The 15,260-nt window shown below is 52.8% G+C and carries 18 protein-coding genes and 1 other annotated feature; of the genes, 6 read left to right on the forward strand and 12 right to left on the reverse strand.

The window, feature by feature from the left end; genetic code table 11:
* Positions 1–22 precede the first annotated feature (22 nt).
* From btuC to thrS, 9 genes are all read right to left on the reverse strand, one after another.
* Complete coding sequence (btuC, locus tag HVX72_RS11720; RefSeq protein ID WP_042287445.1) at positions 23–1,003, reverse strand: vitamin B12 ABC transporter permease BtuC; 981 nt, start codon at positions 1,001–1,003, stop codon at positions 23–25.
* A 108-nt stretch (positions 1,004–1,111) separates the two neighbouring features.
* Positions 1,112–1,411, reverse strand: coding sequence for an integration host factor subunit alpha (ihfA, locus tag HVX72_RS11725; protein WP_001229265.1), 300 nt, complete (start codon positions 1,409–1,411; stop codon positions 1,112–1,114).
* Between the two features lie 4 nt (positions 1,412–1,415).
* The gene (pheT, locus tag HVX72_RS11730; RefSeq protein ID WP_060569667.1) at positions 1,416–3,803 is read right to left on the reverse strand and encodes a phenylalanine--tRNA ligase subunit beta; all 2,388 of its coding nucleotides are present in this window, start codon (positions 3,801–3,803) and stop codon (positions 1,416–1,418) included.
* 15 nt (positions 3,804–3,818) lie between these two features.
* Positions 3,819–4,802 (reverse strand): phenylalanine--tRNA ligase subunit alpha, encoded by a 984-nt coding sequence (gene pheS / locus HVX72_RS11735; RefSeq protein WP_181821420.1) that lies wholly within the window; start codon positions 4,800–4,802, stop codon positions 3,819–3,821.
* 230 nt (positions 4,803–5,032) lie between these two features.
* Positions 5,033–5,156, reverse strand: a sequence feature (Phe leader region).
* Complete coding sequence (pheM, locus tag HVX72_RS11740; protein ID WP_001386830.1) at positions 5,107–5,151, reverse strand: pheST operon leader peptide PheM; 45 nt, start codon at positions 5,149–5,151, stop codon at positions 5,107–5,109. It overlaps the preceding feature by 45 nt.
* 120 nt (positions 5,157–5,276) lie before the next feature.
* Entirely contained in the window at positions 5,277–5,633 is a 357-nt protein-coding gene (rplT, locus tag HVX72_RS11745; protein WP_000124849.1) for a 50S ribosomal protein L20, read from the reverse strand.
* Positions 5,634–5,750: 117 nt separating this feature from the next.
* Positions 5,751–5,948 carry a 50S ribosomal protein L35 gene (gene rpmI / locus HVX72_RS11750; protein WP_001124225.1) on the reverse strand — a complete coding sequence of 66 codons (198 nt, stop codon included), beginning with the start codon at positions 5,946–5,948 and terminating at the stop codon, positions 5,751–5,753.
* Positions 5,949–6,046: 98 nt separating this feature from the next.
* The gene (gene infC / locus HVX72_RS11755) at positions 6,047–6,589 is read right to left on the reverse strand and encodes a translation initiation factor IF-3 (protein WP_042287453.1); all 543 of its coding nucleotides are present in this window, start codon (positions 6,587–6,589) and stop codon (positions 6,047–6,049) included.
* Between the two features lie 3 nt (positions 6,590–6,592).
* Complete coding sequence (gene thrS / locus HVX72_RS11760) at positions 6,593–8,521, reverse strand: threonine--tRNA ligase (RefSeq protein ID WP_042287456.1); 1,929 nt, start codon at positions 8,519–8,521, stop codon at positions 6,593–6,595.
* 302 nt (positions 8,522–8,823) lie between these two features.
* On the opposite strand from thrS, the gene yniD reads away from it, so the two are divergent.
* Positions 8,824–8,934, forward strand: coding sequence for a small membrane protein YniD (gene yniD, locus HVX72_RS11765; RefSeq protein ID WP_120714873.1), 111 nt, complete (start codon positions 8,824–8,826; stop codon positions 8,932–8,934).
* A gap of 144 nt (positions 8,935–9,078) precedes the next feature.
* Here the strand turns inward: yniD and HVX72_RS11770 are convergent, their stop codons facing one another.
* Both HVX72_RS11770 and HVX72_RS11775 read right to left on the reverse strand, forming a co-directional pair.
* Entirely contained in the window at positions 9,079–9,312 is a 234-nt protein-coding gene (locus tag HVX72_RS11770; protein ID WP_181821421.1) for a hypothetical protein, read from the reverse strand.
* A 264-nt stretch (positions 9,313–9,576) separates the two neighbouring features.
* Positions 9,577–10,335 (reverse strand): YdiY family protein, encoded by a 759-nt coding sequence (locus tag HVX72_RS11775; protein WP_042287461.1) that lies wholly within the window; start codon positions 10,333–10,335, stop codon positions 9,577–9,579.
* Between the two features lie 287 nt (positions 10,336–10,622).
* On the opposite strand from HVX72_RS11775, the gene pfkB reads away from it, so the two are divergent.
* The 3 genes from pfkB to HVX72_RS11790 all read left to right on the forward strand — a co-directional run bounded on the left by pfkB (position 10,623) and on the right by HVX72_RS11790 (position 12,910).
* A complete protein-coding gene (gene pfkB, locus HVX72_RS11780; protein ID WP_042287463.1) occupies positions 10,623–11,555 on the forward strand; it encodes a 6-phosphofructokinase II in 933 nt (310 codons plus the stop codon).
* Between the two features lie 97 nt (positions 11,556–11,652).
* A complete protein-coding gene (gene ghoS / locus HVX72_RS11785) occupies positions 11,653–11,961 on the forward strand; it encodes a type V toxin-antitoxin system endoribonuclease antitoxin GhoS (RefSeq protein WP_060569664.1) in 309 nt (102 codons plus the stop codon).
* Between the two features lie 88 nt (positions 11,962–12,049).
* On the forward strand, positions 12,050–12,910 hold the full coding sequence (locus HVX72_RS11790) for a fructosamine kinase family protein (protein ID WP_060569663.1): 861 nt from the start codon (positions 12,050–12,052) through the stop codon (positions 12,908–12,910).
* A gap of 67 nt (positions 12,911–12,977) precedes the next feature.
* Here the strand turns inward: HVX72_RS11790 and HVX72_RS11795 are convergent, their stop codons facing one another.
* Positions 12,978–13,514, reverse strand: coding sequence for a YniB family protein (locus HVX72_RS11795; protein WP_060569662.1), 537 nt, complete (start codon positions 13,512–13,514; stop codon positions 12,978–12,980).
* A 126-nt stretch (positions 13,515–13,640) separates the two neighbouring features.
* Between HVX72_RS11795 and hxpB the strand changes: the two genes are divergently transcribed.
* Together hxpB and kduD are read left to right on the forward strand one after the other, a co-directional pair.
* The gene (gene hxpB / locus HVX72_RS11800; protein ID WP_181821422.1) at positions 13,641–14,309 is read left to right on the forward strand and encodes a hexitol phosphatase HxpB; all 669 of its coding nucleotides are present in this window, start codon (positions 13,641–13,643) and stop codon (positions 14,307–14,309) included.
* A 150-nt stretch (positions 14,310–14,459) separates the two neighbouring features.
* Positions 14,460–15,221, forward strand: coding sequence for a 2-dehydro-3-deoxy-D-gluconate 5-dehydrogenase KduD (gene kduD / locus HVX72_RS11805; protein ID WP_181821423.1), 762 nt, complete (start codon positions 14,460–14,462; stop codon positions 15,219–15,221).
* The last annotated feature ends 39 nt before the right edge of the window (positions 15,222–15,260 follow it).

Below are 15,260 nucleotides of genomic sequence, written 5' to 3' on the forward strand. Positions count from 1 at the left end.
AGCATAGTTCGTCATGCAAGGTCTATCGTCCAGCTTTCAACAGTAACCAGATAAAGACCGGCGCGCCAAGCGTGGCGGTGACGACGCCGATAGGCAGCTCGGCGGAAGCCAGCGCCAGACGCGCAACCACATCGGCCAGTAATAGCGCAATGGCGCCCGCCAGCGCGCAACCGGGCAGAAGCACGCGATGATCGGTTAATCCGCATAACCGTAAAATATGCGGGATCACCAGACCAATAAAACCAATCGCCCCTGCCAGCGCGACGCTCACGCCAACCATCCAGCCTGTCGCCACCACCAGCAGATTACGCCAAAACCACAGCGGTAATCCCAATTGGCGGGCCGAGATTTCGCCCAGCGCCAGCATATTCATAGGCTGGGACTGACAGCAGATCCAGAGCAGAACCGGCACCAGCGCCAGCATCAGCCATGACTGTCCCCAGTCCACGCCGCCAAATCCCCCCATCATCCAGTACATCAACTGGCGAAGATCAAAAGAGGTAGAAAAATAGATGGCCCAGGTCATCAGGGCGCTGCAGATAATTCCCAGCGCGACCCCGGCAAGCAGCAGGCGGCTGGTGGAGAGATGGCGGCGAGCAAAGCGCAGGAGAATCAGTGTGATGATCAGTGCCCCGGCAATGGCGCAAAGACCTAACGACCACTGCGGCAACGTTCCCTGACCCAACAGAACAGCTGCAATCAGTCCAACGCCAGCGCCATTCGACACGCCCAGCAATCCGGGCTCCGCAAGAGGGTTTTCGAATAAAGCCTGCATCACCGCGCCGGAGAGCGCCAGCGCAGCGCCCACCAACAGCACCGCCAGGGTACGCGGCAGGCGGATCTGCCAGACAAACAGTTCACCACGCGGGGTCAGCCAGTCAGCAGGCCAAATCCACTGTTCTCCCGCACACAGGCTTAAAAGCAGCGCCAGTACCATCAGTACTGTAAGACTCAGGAGCCAGCGTACATTCTGTCGCTGTTGTTGACGGGCAAAAGTCAGCATGTTTTCCATTCAGCTGCAAAGGATGTGATTGATTCTACGGTGCTGCGCGAGGACAGAAAAGAAAAAAGGCCGCATTGCGGCCTTTTTTGTTATTTAAGACGGTTCTGATCACTCGTCTTTGGGCGAAGCGTTTTCAACCCGGCTCTTTAACTTCTGTCCGGGTCTGAAGGTCACCACGCGCCTTGCTGTAATGGGAATATCTTCACCCGTTTTCGGGTTACGTCCCGGACGTTGATTCTTATCACGCAGATCGAAATTACCAAAACCAGAGAGTTTTACCTGCTCACCGTTTTCCAGAGCACGACGGATCTCTTCGAAAAACAGTTCGACCAGTTCTTTGGCATCCCGCTTGCTAAGCCCAAGCTTATCAAACAGATATTCTGACATTTCAGCTTTTGTAAGCGCCATAGGTTCAATCCCTCAATGATGCCTGGAATCGCTCTTTTAATGCCTCTACACATTTGGCGACGGTAGCGGCAATCTCCTCTTCTTCGAGTGTACGGCTGGTATCCTGAAGGATCAGGCTAATGGCGAGGCTCTTATACCCCTCCGCAACACCCTTACCACGGTACACGTCAAATAAGTTTACGCCAACTACCTGATTTACGCCAACTTTCTTACATTCGGATAAAACATCTGCAGCGGGAACGTTTTCTGCGACCACCACGGCGATGTCGCGGCGGTTTGCCGGGAAGCGAGAAATCTCACGCGCCTGAGGCACCACGCGGTCTGCAAGCTTGTTCCACTCCAGTTCAAACACCAGCGTACGCCCGTTGAGATCGAGCTTACGTTCCAGCTCCGGATGAACAACGCCAATGAAACCAATGCGTTCACCTTTCAGATAAATCGCTGCAGACTGTCCCGGATGCAGCGCCGGATTCGCTTCGGCTTTGAACTGCACATCGCCGAGCTTACCGGTGAGATCCAGCACGGCTTCCAGATCGCCTTTCAAATCATAGAAATCAACGGTCTCTTTTGCCAGGTTCCAGTGTTCATCGTAACGGTTGCCGCAGATAACGCCAGCCAGCATCAGGTCCTGTCGAATCCCAAGGTTCGCCTGGGTGTCCGGCACGAAGCGCAGACCGCTTTCAAAGATGCGCACGCGGTTCTGCTGACGATTCTGGTTATACACTACCGTGGCTAACAGCCCGGTCCACAGCGACAGACGCATCGCGGACATGTCGACAGAAATGGGGCTTGGCAGCAGCAACGCTTCTTCAGCCGGGTGAATCAACTGTTGTACTTTTGGATCCACAAAGCTGTAGGTAATAACTTCCTGATAGCCTTTGTCGTTGAGCAACGTTTTCACGCGTTTAAGCGACAAATCCGCTTCACGGTGCGTTCCCATGATCAGACCAGCCTGAACCGGTTCGTCAGGAATATTGTTGTAGCCGTACACGCGTGCGACTTCTTCTACCAGATCTTCTTCGATCTCCATGTCGAAGCGCCAGCTCGGCGCAACGGCCTGCCACTCGCCCTCGCCTTCGGTTACTTCGCAACCGAGACGACGCAGAATATCGCTGACCTGTTCGTCAGCAATATGATGGCCAATCAGGCGATCCAGCTTGCTCCGGCGCAGAGTGATCGTGGCGCGCTTCGGCAGCGTCGCATCGTTCGTCACGTCAATAACCGGACCAGCCTCACCGCCGCAAATGTCGATCAGCAGGCGGGTCGCACGCTCCATCGCTTTATACTGCAAAGCCGGATCGACGCCGCGCTCATAGCGATGAGAGGCATCGGTGTGCAGGCCATGACGACGCGCGCGGCCAGTGATCGACAGCGGGCTGAAGAAAGCACATTCCAGCAGCACATTTTGCGTTTCATCGTTCACGCCGGAATGCTCGCCGCCGAAAATACCGCCCATGGCCAAGGCCTTATGGTGGTCGGCAATAACCAGCGTGTCCGCGCTCAGCGTCGCTTCGGTCCCGTCCAGCAGCACCAGGGTTTCGCCTTCTTTCGCCATCCGGACAACAATGCCGCCTTCAATGCGATCTTTGTCGAAAGCATGCATTGGCTGGCCCAGTTCGAGCAGCACATAGTTAGTGACGTCAACCACCGCGTCGATGGAGCGAATACCACAACGACGCAGTTTTTCCTTCATCCACAGCGGCGTAGGCGCTTTAACGTTGATGCCTTTCACCACTCGACCCAGATAGCGCGGGCATGCGTCGGCCGCTTCTACGGTAATCGGCAGCACATCGCTGACGGTCGCCGCCACCGGAGCAATTTCAGGCTCAACCAGCGGCGCTTTATTCAGTACCGCCACGTCGCGGGCGACGCCAATGATGCCTAAACAGTCGGCACGGTTGGGCGTTACGCTAATTTCGATGGTGTTATCATCGAGTTTCAGGTATTCGCGAATATCGGTTCCGATCGGCGCATCCGCGGGCAGTTCGATAATGCCGCTATGGTCGTCGGAAATGCCCAGTTCAGAGAATGAACACAGCATCCCTTCGGACGGTTCGCCACGCAGTTTTGCCGCTTTAATTTTGAAGTCGCCCGGCAGCACCGCGCCAATTGTCGCGACCGCCACTTTGAGCCCCTGACGGCAGTTTGGCGCCCCGCAAACAATATCCAGCAGACGTTCGCCGCCCACGTTCACTTTTGTTACGCGCAGTTTGTCTGCATTCGGGTGCTGGCCGCACTCAACCACTTCACCAACAACCACGCCGTTAAACGCGCCAGCCACCGCTTCAACACCGTCAACTTCCAGGCCGGCCATGGTGATTTGATTCGACAGCGCGTCGCTGTCGATTGCCGGGTTAACCCACTCGCGTAACCACAGTTCACTGAATTTCATTATGTTGTCCTGCCCTTATTTAAACTGTTTGAGGAAACGCAGATCGTTTTCGAAGAAGGCGCGTAAGTCGGTGACACCGTAACGCAGCATGGTCAGACGTTCCATCCCCATGCCAAACGCGAAACCGGAATAGATTTCCGGGTCGATACCGACATTGCGCAGCACGTTCGGATGCACCATGCCGCAGCCCAGGACTTCCAGCCATTTGCCGTTTTTGCCCATCACGTCAACTTCGGCGGAAGGCTCGGTGAACGGAAAATAGGACGGGCGGAAGCGAATTTGCAGATCTTCTTCAAAGAAGTTACGCAGGAAGTCGTGCAGCGTCCCTTTCAGGTTGGTAAAGCTGATGTTGGTATCGACAATCAAGCCTTCCATCTGATGGAACATCGGGGTGTGGGTCTGATCGTAGTCGTTACGATACACACGGCCCGGCGCGATAATACGGATCGGCGGCTGCTGCTCTTTCATGGTGCGAATCTGCACGCCGGAGGTCTGGGTGCGCAGTAAACGGGTGGCATCAAACCAGAACGTATCGTGGTCAGCACGCGCCGGGTGGTGGCCCGGAATATTCAGGGCGTCAAAGTTATGATAGTCATCTTCAATCTCGGGCCCCGTCGCCACCGTAAAACCCAGCTCGCCAAAGAAACTTTCGATACGGTCGATGGTACGGGTTACCGGATGCAGGCCGCCGTTTTCGATACGACGACCAGGCAGCGACACGTCAATCGTTTCTGCCGCCAGACGCGCATTCAGCGCCGCATTTTCCAGATCCGCCTTGCGCGCGTTCAGCGCCTGCTGCACCTGCTCTTTCGCTTCGTTAATAACCGCACCGGCTGCAGGACGCTCCTCAGGAGGCAGTTCACGCAGGGTCGTCATTTGAAGGGTCAGGTGCCCTTTTTTGCCCAAATATTCGACGCGTACATTGTCTAACGCGGCAACATCTGACGCCTGGTTAATGGCTGCCTTCGCACTGGCAACCAGCTCTGCGAGATGTGACATGGTTTTCCTCATTATGTGGCGATAATCATAAGTCGCTCGTCTATACGCAAAATCATTCAGGTTGTATCACAAAACACGTAAGTGTTTTAACAGCGCTTGCGCTGCCCCCACAGGGCGAGGCTGCAAGCCGAGTCACGCGGCAAGAGAGCGAATCCTCAGAAGCGTACATCAGTACGTGCCTGGGGTGAGCGAATGCAGCCAACACAACGACAACTTGAAGGATAAAGCGTATAAAAAAAGCCTCCACCAGGGAGGCTTTATGCGCTGTTTTTCGTTTCTTCTTTCACGCGCTAGCCTCCTGGAGTCAGGTGCTAAAGTAAAAAAAGAAGCGGAAAATAGCAGCATTCATGCTTGCGTTACCTTGTAGGGTAAAAACCGGAGAACCTTTATTGAAAAGGGTTACGGATGAATTGTCAACTCATTGACGATATTACAAATAAAAGAGAGGGAGCCAGGCTCCCTCTTTTCACTGGCTTATGCCAGAGCTGCTTTCGCTTTTTCAACCAGCGCGCTGAACGCTACTTTGTCGAATACGGCGATGTCAGCCAGGATCTTACGGTCGATTTCAACAGAGGCTTTTTTCAGGCCGTTGATGAATTTGCTGTAAGAAATACCGTTCTGACGTGCTGCTGCGTTGATACGCGCAATCCACAGTTGACGGAACTGACGCTTACGCTGACGACGGTCACGGTAAGCGTACTGACCTGCTTTGATAACAGCCTGGAAGGCAACGCGGTATACGCGAGAACGCGCACCGTAGTAGCCTTTCGCTTGTTTCAAAATTTTCTTGTGACGTGCACGTGCAATTACACCACGTTTTACGCGAGCCATGTTGCTCTCCTGTATCTATTCTGATTTGCCCTTTACCGCTGTCAACCCAGGACCTGAATTGCCTGGCGTTGAAGCGCGTCGATTGGGCGTAAAAAAGTTAAAAAAATCGTTAACGGCTTATGCGTACGGCAGGCACGCAATAACCAGGCCCAGATCGCCTTTGGAAACCATGGCTTTCGGACGCAGGTGACGTTTACGTTTGGTCGCTTTTTTGGTCAGAATGTGACGCAGGTTAGCATGCTTGTGCTTAAAGCCACCTTTACCGGTTTTTTTGAAGCGCTTAGCAGCACCGCGTACGGTCTTAATTTTTGGCATCTTAATAACTTCCACTTCGCATTGTTAATTAAACGAAACGTAGGGCGAACAAAATCTGTGAAGCCCGAAGGCTTCACAGAAATGGTTACTTGAAGGCCTTACTGTTTCTTCTTAGGAGCGAGCACCATAATCATCTGGCGGCCTTCGATCTTCGATGGGAAGGATTCGACCACTGCCAGTTCTTGCAAATCGTCTTTCACGCGATTAAGCACTTCCATACCGATTTGCTGGTGGGCCATCTCACGACCGCGGAAACGCAGCGTGATTTTGGCCTTATCGCCATCTTCGAGAAAGCGAATCAGGCTGCGGAGTTTTACCTGATAGTCACCTTCATCAGTACCAGGGCGGAATTTAATTTCCTTCACCTGGATAACTTTCTGCTTCTTCTTCTGTTCCTTAGAAGACTTACTCTTTTCATAAAGGAACTTGCCGTAGTCCATGATACGACAAACTGGCGGTTCGGCGTTAGGGCTGATTTCAACTAAATCTACTCCAGCCTCTTCAGCCTTTTCGATCGCTTCTCTCAGACTCACAATTCCCAGTTGCTCACCTTCCAGACCTGTTAAGCGAACTTCCTGGGCGCGAATCTCGCCATTGATACGATTCGGACGTGCCGTTTGAACTCGTTTTCCGCCTTTAATACCTTATTCCTCCAGTTGTTGAAGACTGCGGCTGCGAATCTCTTGTTGCAGCTTCTCGATCACTTCATTTACGTCCAGGCTGCCCAGGTCTTTACCACGGCGGGTGCGAACGGCCACTTTGCCAGCTTCCACCTCTTTGTCACCGCAGACCAACATATAAGGGACACGACGTAAAGTGTGCTCGCGGATTTTAAAGCCAATCTTCTCATTTCTCAAGTCTGCTTTTACACGAATGCCCGCATTTTGTAGTTTCTGCGTCAATTCGTTAACGTATTCAGACTGTGAATCGGTGATGTTCATCACCACGACCTGAACCGGCGCCAACCAGGTCGGGAAGAAGCCAGCGAACTCTTCGGTCAGGATACCGATAAAACGTTCCATTGACCCAAGAATGGCGCGGTGAATCATCACCGGCACTTTACGCTCGTTGTCTTCGCCGACATAGGACGCGCTCAGACGGGACGGCAGTGAGAAGTCCAGCTGTACAGTTCCGCACTGCCACGCACGATCGAGGCAGTCATACAAAGTAAATTCAATTTTCGGACCGTAGAAGGCGCCTTCACCCAGTTGATACTCAAACGGGATGTTGTTTTCTTCCAGCGCCACCGCCAGGTCCGCCTCAGCACGATCCCACATTTCGTCGCTGCCGATACGTTTTTCAGGACGAGTGGAAAGTTTGACAACGATCTTCTCGAAGCCAAACGTGCTGTACATATCGTAGACCATACGAATACAGGCGTTAACTTCATCGCGGATCTGCTCTTCGGTACAGAAGATGTGCGCATCATCCTGCGTAAAACCACGCACACGCATCAGACCATGCAGCGCGCCTGACGGTTCGTTACGATGGCAGCTACCGAATTCCGCCATACGCAGAGGCAGATCGCGGTAGGACTTCAGGCCCTGGTTGAAAATCTGAACGTGCCCCGGGCAGTTCATCGGCTTGATGCAGTATTCACGGTTCTCAGACGAGGTCGTGAACATCGCATCTTTATAGTTTTCCCAGTGCCCGGTTTTTTCCCACAGCACGCGGTCCATCATAAACGGACCTTTCACTTCCTGATACTGGTACTCTTTCAGCTTGGAGCGGACGAAAACTTCCAGTTCACGGAAGATGGTCCAGCCGTCGTTATGCCAGAACACCATGCCCGGCGCCTCTTCCTGCATATGGTAGAGGTCGAGCTGCTTACCGATTTTACGATGGTCGCGTTTCGCCGCTTCTTCCAGACGTTGCAGGTACGCATTAAGGGCTTTTTTATCTGCCCATGCGGTACCGTAAATACGCTGCAGCATCTTATTGTCGCTGTCGCCACGCCAGTATGCGCCCGCGGTTTTCATCAGTTTAAAGTGATGGCAGAAACGCATATTCGGCACGTGCGGACCGCGGCACATATCAATATATTCTTCATGATGATACAGGCCAGGCTGATCGTCATGAGCAATGTTCTCATCAAGAATAGAGACTTTGTACGGCTCGCCGCGTTTCACAAAGGTTTCGCGCGCTTCGTGCCAGCTCACTTTTTTCTTGATGACGTCGTAGTTTTTCTCCGCAAGCTCGTGCATCCGCTTCTCGAGCGCGTCGACATCTTCCTGGGTCAGGGTGCGGTCAAGATCAACGTCATAATAGAAACCATTGTCGACAACCGGGCCAATCGCCATTTTGGTATTTGGCCAGAGTTGTTTGATCGCATGGCCCAGCAGGTGCGCGCAGGAGTGACGAATGATCTCCAGCCCTTCTTCATCTTTCGCGGTGATGATAGACAGCGAAGCGTCATTTTCGATCAGATCGGAAGCATCCACCAGTTCACCGTTAACACGGCCAGCGATGGTAGCTTTTGCCAGACCCGGACCGATATCCAGGGCAACATCCATGGGGCTTACAGCGTGGTCGTAATGGCGTTGACTGCCATCAGGAAGAGTAATAACAGGCATGTTATGTCCTTATTTGCAGTGGTGACCCATACGCAAGATCACATACAAAGTTTCGATATTTAAAATTACCAAAAAGTAATGGGCTGATTCCCGCTTCACTCTGCGAAATATGTCACGGGTCACCGTAATGGCGACACTGGGCCTACACCCGCTTTTTGATAACACCGTCTGACAGTGTACACGGCATTGCCTGCCGTTCAAAGTCGCAATCACCCTGCCTGGTATGACGTAAATCAATTCACTGAAGCGCAGCAAGTTTTGTTACACTGCCGCCACGAACAAAGACAGACAGGACATGAATGATGCCAACGCAACGCTTCGCAAAAAAACACTGGAAAATGGTGGTGGTGCTTATTGCCATTTGTGGCGCCATGCTTCTTCTGCGCTGGGCGGCAATGATTTGGGGTGAGTGACGGGCGACTTGTTTCAGATTGGCCACGCTGCGAGACGCTTAGAATAATTTACGTTTCATCACGAAAATAAAAAAACCGGTACATCAGGATCCGGTTTTTATAAAGAAAAATAACGAGTAGAACACACGTTGCGGTAATGAAATATTAAGACCATTCACCCGCAACCAACATATGCACATTAAACGCATCATTCATGCTTTGCCCCGTAGACTGCGAACCCGGTGCGATATTCGAGCCGGCTTCTACGTCAGACGCCTGGGTAATGCCCACGCGCGAGGTGTTGTCTGCGTGCGTTGCTGTCACAGGTTCGGCAGCGAAAGCGCCGAAAGAGAGTGCGGAAAGCACGATCGCCGCACTGGCTGTTTTGATATTATTCATATTGTTTTATCTCTTACTTGAATTAAAACCTGGTATTAAAGGCAATAATCTGCCTGTATCGCTAAGTGTAGATCTGGATCACACTTTTGCCTAGTCAAAATAATTAACAATTCGTGTCAAATAAATTGTATAAAGCAAGGATGTGGTAAAGATGGAGAAAATATGAAGAAATGAAAATTTCGAAAAAAATAAAACTCCGGTTGAAAAATAATAATACGATAGCGCAATTTTAAACGCCAGACTGCATAACAGCCTGGCGGAGTATTACATCTTGTATCCGAGCGATACGGTCGTGCGGCGATCCGTATGCTCCGGTGCTGTTGCTGGCGGTTCGGAGTTCCAGGTAACGTTATACGCCACCTTCAGACCAAAGTGTTCGTTGATGGCGACGTTGAGCGCCGTTTCAGAGTTCAGCGTAGTGTCCTCCGCACCGAACACCGACACACCCTGAGTGAATTTGGTGGTATCGGTCATCTGCCATGCATAAGCGCCTGACGCGTAACCCAGCGGCTGTGTCTCGGTGGTGCCATCGGTGTGCTCGTCGTATCGAACGCCCGGACCGAATTCGAAACGGAAGCTGTGTACGGGGCCATTCAGGAACTGCCGTCCGTAACCGGCGGTGAGCACATCACGTTCGCGATAGCCGTTATAACGATCCGTCAGCCAACTGGCCTGACCAAAGAGATAATCGTAGTCGCTTAAGTTAAAACGGCTACGCCCGCCAACGGCATATTTTTCTGAAGAACGCTCATCGTTAGAAGAGGTATTGCTTGCGTTGCCCCACAGCGACCAGGCGGTGGTTTGCCCGTACCATGTCATCGTTGTGTCCGCCGTTAAGGACGAACTTTTGGTATTACCCGACTGCGCCAGATAGCCAGCGTTGAGGTTACCTTCGAAGGGTTTCTTCGCACTTGAGGGATCGTCCATGACAGTAAAAACGGAATCATCGGCAGCTGCATACATTGACGCAAACACGCCACCCGCCAGCAGAAACGCAGCGGGAACTGTCTTTAAAAGCTTCATTTATAAAGAGTCCGTACAACAAAAAAAGAGACCGTTACGGTCCCGGAAACTTTCAGAGGGATCAATGACAAACGCCTCAGGAAAGGTAACAAATTATAAAAAGGCTCGAATAACATAGCAATGAATTCTTATTTCATTTTTTGAATAAGAGAGTTCCCAAAGCATTAAATTGTTTATATATCTTTAAGGCAAACAAATTTAATAAAGAGCCAATAAATCAGCTTGTTATTGACTTCACTTTATGCCTGTTCGGTGCCAGACTGAAATAAGCCTAACAGGAGGAAAAGATGGTACGTATCTACACGTTAACACTTGCGCCCTCTCTCGATAGCGCAACGATCACGCCGCAGATCTATCCCGAAGGGAAGCTTCGCTGTACGGCGCCCGTTTTTGAGCCTGGCGGCGGCGGCATTAATGTCGCCCGCGCCATTGCCCATCTGGGCGGCACCGCTACCGCCATTTTCCCGGCAGGCGGCGCAACTGGCGAACACCTGGTATCGCTGCTGGCTGACGAACAGGTTCCAGTGTCGACCGTCGACGCCAAAGACTGGACCCGGCAAAACCTTCATGTTCATGTTGAATCCAGCGGTGAACAGTATCGCTTTGTGATGCCCGGCGCGGCACTGAATGACGATGAGTTTCGCCAGCTTGAAGAGCAGGTTCTGGAGATAGAATCCGGCGCGATCCTCGTTATTAGCGGCAGTTTGCCGCCAGGGGTGAGCGTGGACAAGCTGACTCAGCTTATTACCGCAGCCCAAAAACAGGGCATTCGCTGCATTATTGATAGCTCCGGCGAGGCGCTGACCGCGGCGCTGGCGATCGGCAATATCGAGCTGGTAAAACCCAATCAGAAGGAACTGAGCGCGCTGGTTAACCGTGAGCTGACCCAACCCGATGACGTGCGTAAAGCGGCGGAAGAGATCGTTCGTAACGGTAAAGCCCGTCGCGTCGTCGTTTCTCTTGGTCCTCAGGGGGCGCTGGGCGTGGACGGTAAAAGCTGCGTGCAGGTCGTTCCACCGCCGGTAAAAAGCCAGAGCACCGTTGGCGCAGGCGACAGCATGGTGGGCGCCATGACCCTAAAACTGGCGGAAGACGCTTCGCTGGAGGATATGGTGCGCTTTGGCGTCGCGGCAGGTAGCGCGGCGACAATCAATCAGGGAACGCGGTTGTGTTCTCATGAGGACACACAAAAAATCTACGCCTGGCTCTCACAAGCCTGATGCCCTCCCCCTCGTCCAGAGGGGGATGCGTTACACCTGTCGGCATCCGCATTCACCGACTATGCTAAAAAAGCATGTATTTACAAAGAGGTGTCAAATGGCCAGTGGGGATATCACCCGGTACATCGTTACCGTCAAGTTTCATGAAGATTCATTAACCGAAATCAACGAGCTTAACAACCATTTCACCCGCGCGGGTTTTCTGCTCACGCTAACCGACGAAGACGGCAATGTGCATGAACTGGGCACAAACACGTTTGGGGTGATCAGCGCGCAAAGCCCGGATGAGGTAAAAGCTCTCGCGACCGGACTGGCGGAAAGCGCGTTAAACAAAACGCCCGATATCACAATAATGACCTGGGACGAATGGCAGAACGGGGAAAAATCATCGCCATTAGCCCGTTAACGCGTCCACGTTGTGCGTTAGTTCGTGTTTTTTCACCGCATTATTGCGCTAACCTTATGATCTGGCAGACAACATGGGGAGAGACATCATGTGGCAGGCTATCAGTCGTCTTTTAAGCGAGCAACTCGGTGAAGGCGAAATCGAACTGCGTAACGAACTGCCTGGCGGAGAAATTCATGCCGCATGGCATGTGCGCTATGCCGGACGTGATTTCTTCGTTAAATGTGATGAACGGGAAGTGCTTCCTGACTTCACCGCCGAAGCCGATCAACTGGAACTGTTATCACGCAGCCATACTGTCACCGTACCAGAAGTCTGGGCGGTGGGAGCCGATCGGGATTACAGTTTCCTGGTGATGGATTATCTCCCTCCCCGTCCGCTGGACGCGCACAATGCGTTTATTCTGGGGCAGCAGTTGGCCCATCTTCATGAGTGGAGCGATCAGCCGCAGTTTGGTCTGGATTTTGACAACGCCCTTTCCACTACGCCGCAGCCCAATGCCTGGCAACGACGCTGGTCGACCTTTTTTGCAGAGCAGCGCATCGGCTGGCAACTGGAATTAGCCGCCGAGAAAGGCATTGCCTTCGGTAATATCGACGCCATCGTGGAACATATTCAGCAACGTTTGTCATCGCATCAGCCCCAGCCCTCTTTGCTGCATGGCGATTTGTGGTCCGGCAACTGCGCGCTGGGGCCGGACGGCCCGTACATTTTCGATCCTGCCTGCTACTGGGGAGACCGCGAGTGCGATCTGGCGATGCTGCCGCTACATACGGAACAACCGCCGCAAATTTATGATGGCTATCAGTCGGTCTCGCCGCTGCCGCTCGATTTTCTCGACAGGCAGCCGGTTTATCAACTGTACACGCTGCTTAACCGTGCCAGACTGTTTGGCGGTCAGCATCTGGTAACGGCACAGAAGGCGCTGGACCAGATTTTAGCGGCCTGACGATAATACCCAGCGACACTGCGCAGCCCTGCCGGACAGGCGTAAACCGCCCTCCGGCAGGGTTGTTTTATAAAAAGCCGAGCAGAGAAAAAAAGACGTAGCCAAGCGCGATAATAATCACCGGCAGGATATAGAGCGGGAAAATCTGCAGAAAAATGGTGTGGTGCGGTACGACAATGCGCGACTCGATTTGCTCGCGGGTTAGACCTTCACTGCCCTTCGCTTTTTCCAGAATAAGTTGATCCTCAACGCCCTCACGCAGAAAACGGGCCTGGCGGCTCATTCTGGCCCCCGAATCCTGCATTGCCAGCCCCACGAAAATCAGAATAAAAATCAACCAGAACATAATGTTCAGGCTATTCTGGAAATCAGGCGTCGGCGAGTTGTACCAGAACAGATTAAGAAACGGGGTGTTCACCCGCATCATGTCTATCATGACATGGGTAAAATCGAGCATGACGGCATTAATGCCTTCCTGCTTTTCGCTATGCGCATACATAAATTTCAGCGCCGAAATCAAAGTAGAAAGTAATGCTGGTATAAAAATCACCCATCCCAGGATCCGTTTTAGCACCGCTATGCGTCCCGCTTGTTGATACGTCATGAGCTCCCCTTGATAAAGACGCGTCGTTTTGGCTTAAGTCTACCCGCTGATGACTGTTTTCGCTCGATCTTTAAAGACGCTATGATTATTCTCTGACCCCTGAACGCTCTATAAGGAGAGGTGGTAATGACAATTCCGCGTCAAATTCTTGCGGCAATATTCGATATGGATGGCTTGCTGATTAACTCCGAACCACTATGGGATCGGGCTGAACTGGACGTGCTGGCAAGTGTAGGCGTAGATATTACCCGCCGCCATGAACTTCCCGATACGCTTGGACTGCGCATCGACATGGTGGTTGATCTTTGGTTCGCCCAGCAACCCTGGAACGGCCCGAGCCGTCAGGAGGTGACTGAGCGCATTATTCGTCGCGCGATCACGCTGGTCGAAGAGACGCGCCCGCTGCTCCCCGGCGTAAAAGAAGCCGTGGCGCTGTGTAAAGAACAGGGGCTGCTCGTGGGTCTGGCATCGGCATCGCCGCTGCACATGCTGGAGAAAGTGCTGACCATGTTTGACCTGCGCGACAGTTTCGACGCCCTCGCCTCGGCGGAAAAACTGCCTTACAGTAAGCCACATCCGCAGGTCTATCTCGACTGTGCGGCAAAACTGGGCGTGGATCCGCTTACCTGTGTCGCGCTGGAAGACTCCGTCAACGGCATGGTGGCCTCTAAGGCGGCGCGAATGCGCTCCATTGTCGTGCCTGCAAAAGAGGACCAACACGACCCACGTTTCGCGCTTGCCAACGTTAAGCTGACCTCACTGACTGAACTTACCGCCGCCGATCTGCGCGGTTGATCACGCACGGGCAGTGTCAGGCACTGCCCGTTTTCCCCATCCCACCAACAAAAATAAAACATTGTTTCATTTTGTATTGTGTTCTGTGTCTTCCTCTTCTATCCTTTTCTGCGGGCAAATAACGAATAACAGCGGGTCGCCGAGGTCACTATGATTTTGAATGCGTTTTCTCTTACAGGTAAAGTCGCTCTTGTTACCGGTTGCGATACCGGACTTGGCCAGGGAATGACCGTCGCGCTTGCCGAAGCGGGCTGCGACATCATCGGGGTGAACCGTAAAATACCCCATGACACCGCCGCCAAAGTCGCGGCGACCGGTCGCCGTTTTTTCGCTATTCAGGCCGATCTCAGTCAGCAAGACCCTCTTGCGGATATCGTCGCGCAAGCCGTCGGCCAGTTTGGTCGTCTCGACATTCTGGTGAATAACGCCGGCATCATTCGCCGCGAAGACGCGCTCAATTTCAGCGAAAAAGACTGGGATGACGTGGTGAATCTGAACCTGAAATCCGTCTTCTTTCTCTCGCAGGCCGTAGCCCGCCAGTTTATTGCCCAGGGTGATGGCGGAAAAATCATTAATATCGCGTCAATGCTGTCGTTCCAGGGCGGGATCCGCGTTCCCTCATACACCGCGTCAAAGAGCGGCATCCTCGGGATAACCCGGCTGCTGGCGAATGAATGGGCGCAATATGGGATAAACGTCAATGCCATTGCTCCCGGCTATATGGCGACCAATAACACGCAGCAGCTGCGTGAAGACGCAGAGCGCAACAAAGAGATTGTCGATCGCATCCCCGCCGGACGTTGGGGTACGCCGGAGGACCTGCAAGGCCCGGTGGTTTTCCTCGCGTCTCGAGCCTCGGATTACGTCAATGGCTACACACTGGCGGTGGATGGCGGTTGGTTAGCGCGTTAATCGCGCAATATTGACAAAGAGTTACAACGTCACCACTTC

This window comes from Citrobacter sp. RHB21-C05 (assembly GCF_013889015.1).
GTDB lineage: Bacteria > Pseudomonadota > Gammaproteobacteria > Enterobacterales > Enterobacteriaceae > Citrobacter_A > Citrobacter_A sedlakii.

What these genes read in the sequence shown, in the direction of transcription:
- btuC (WP_042287445.1), bottom strand. Translation starts at nt 1,003, where the DNA reads ATGCTGACTTTTGCCCGTCAACAACAGCGACAGAATGTACGCTGGCTC.
- ihfA (WP_001229265.1), bottom strand. Translation starts at nt 1,411, where the DNA reads ATGGCGCTTACAAAAGCTGAAATGTCAGAATATCTGTTTGATAAGCTT.
- pheT (WP_060569667.1), bottom strand. Translation starts at nt 3,803, where the DNA reads ATGAAATTCAGTGAACTGTGGTTACGCGAGTGGGTTAACCCGGCAATC.
- pheS (WP_181821420.1), bottom strand. Translation starts at nt 4,802, where the DNA reads ATGTCACATCTCGCAGAGCTGGTTGCCAGTGCGAAGGCAGCCATTAAC.
- rplT (WP_000124849.1), bottom strand. Translation starts at nt 5,633, where the DNA reads ATGGCTCGCGTAAAACGTGGTGTAATTGCACGTGCACGTCACAAGAAA.
- rpmI (WP_001124225.1), bottom strand. Translation starts at nt 5,948, where the DNA reads ATGCCAAAAATTAAGACCGTACGCGGTGCTGCTAAGCGCTTCAAAAAA.
- thrS (WP_042287456.1), bottom strand. Translation starts at nt 8,521, where the DNA reads ATGCCTGTTATTACTCTTCCTGATGGCAGTCAACGCCATTACGACCAC.
- yniD (WP_120714873.1), top strand. Translation starts at nt 8,824, where the DNA reads ATGCCAACGCAACGCTTCGCAAAAAAACACTGGAAAATGGTGGTGGTG.
- HVX72_RS11770 (WP_181821421.1), bottom strand. Translation starts at nt 9,312, where the DNA reads ATGAATAATATCAAAACAGCCAGTGCGGCGATCGTGCTTTCCGCACTC.
- HVX72_RS11775 (WP_042287461.1), bottom strand. Translation starts at nt 10,335, where the DNA reads ATGAAGCTTTTAAAGACAGTTCCCGCTGCGTTTCTGCTGGCGGGTGGC.
- pfkB (WP_042287463.1), top strand. Translation starts at nt 10,623, where the DNA reads ATGGTACGTATCTACACGTTAACACTTGCGCCCTCTCTCGATAGCGCA.
- ghoS (WP_060569664.1), top strand. Translation starts at nt 11,653, where the DNA reads ATGGCCAGTGGGGATATCACCCGGTACATCGTTACCGTCAAGTTTCAT.
- HVX72_RS11790 (WP_060569663.1), top strand. Translation starts at nt 12,050, where the DNA reads ATGTGGCAGGCTATCAGTCGTCTTTTAAGCGAGCAACTCGGTGAAGGC.
- HVX72_RS11795 (WP_060569662.1), bottom strand. Translation starts at nt 13,514, where the DNA reads ATGACGTATCAACAAGCGGGACGCATAGCGGTGCTAAAACGGATCCTG.
- hxpB (WP_181821422.1), top strand. Translation starts at nt 13,641, where the DNA reads ATGACAATTCCGCGTCAAATTCTTGCGGCAATATTCGATATGGATGGC.
- kduD (WP_181821423.1), top strand. Translation starts at nt 14,460, where the DNA reads ATGATTTTGAATGCGTTTTCTCTTACAGGTAAAGTCGCTCTTGTTACC.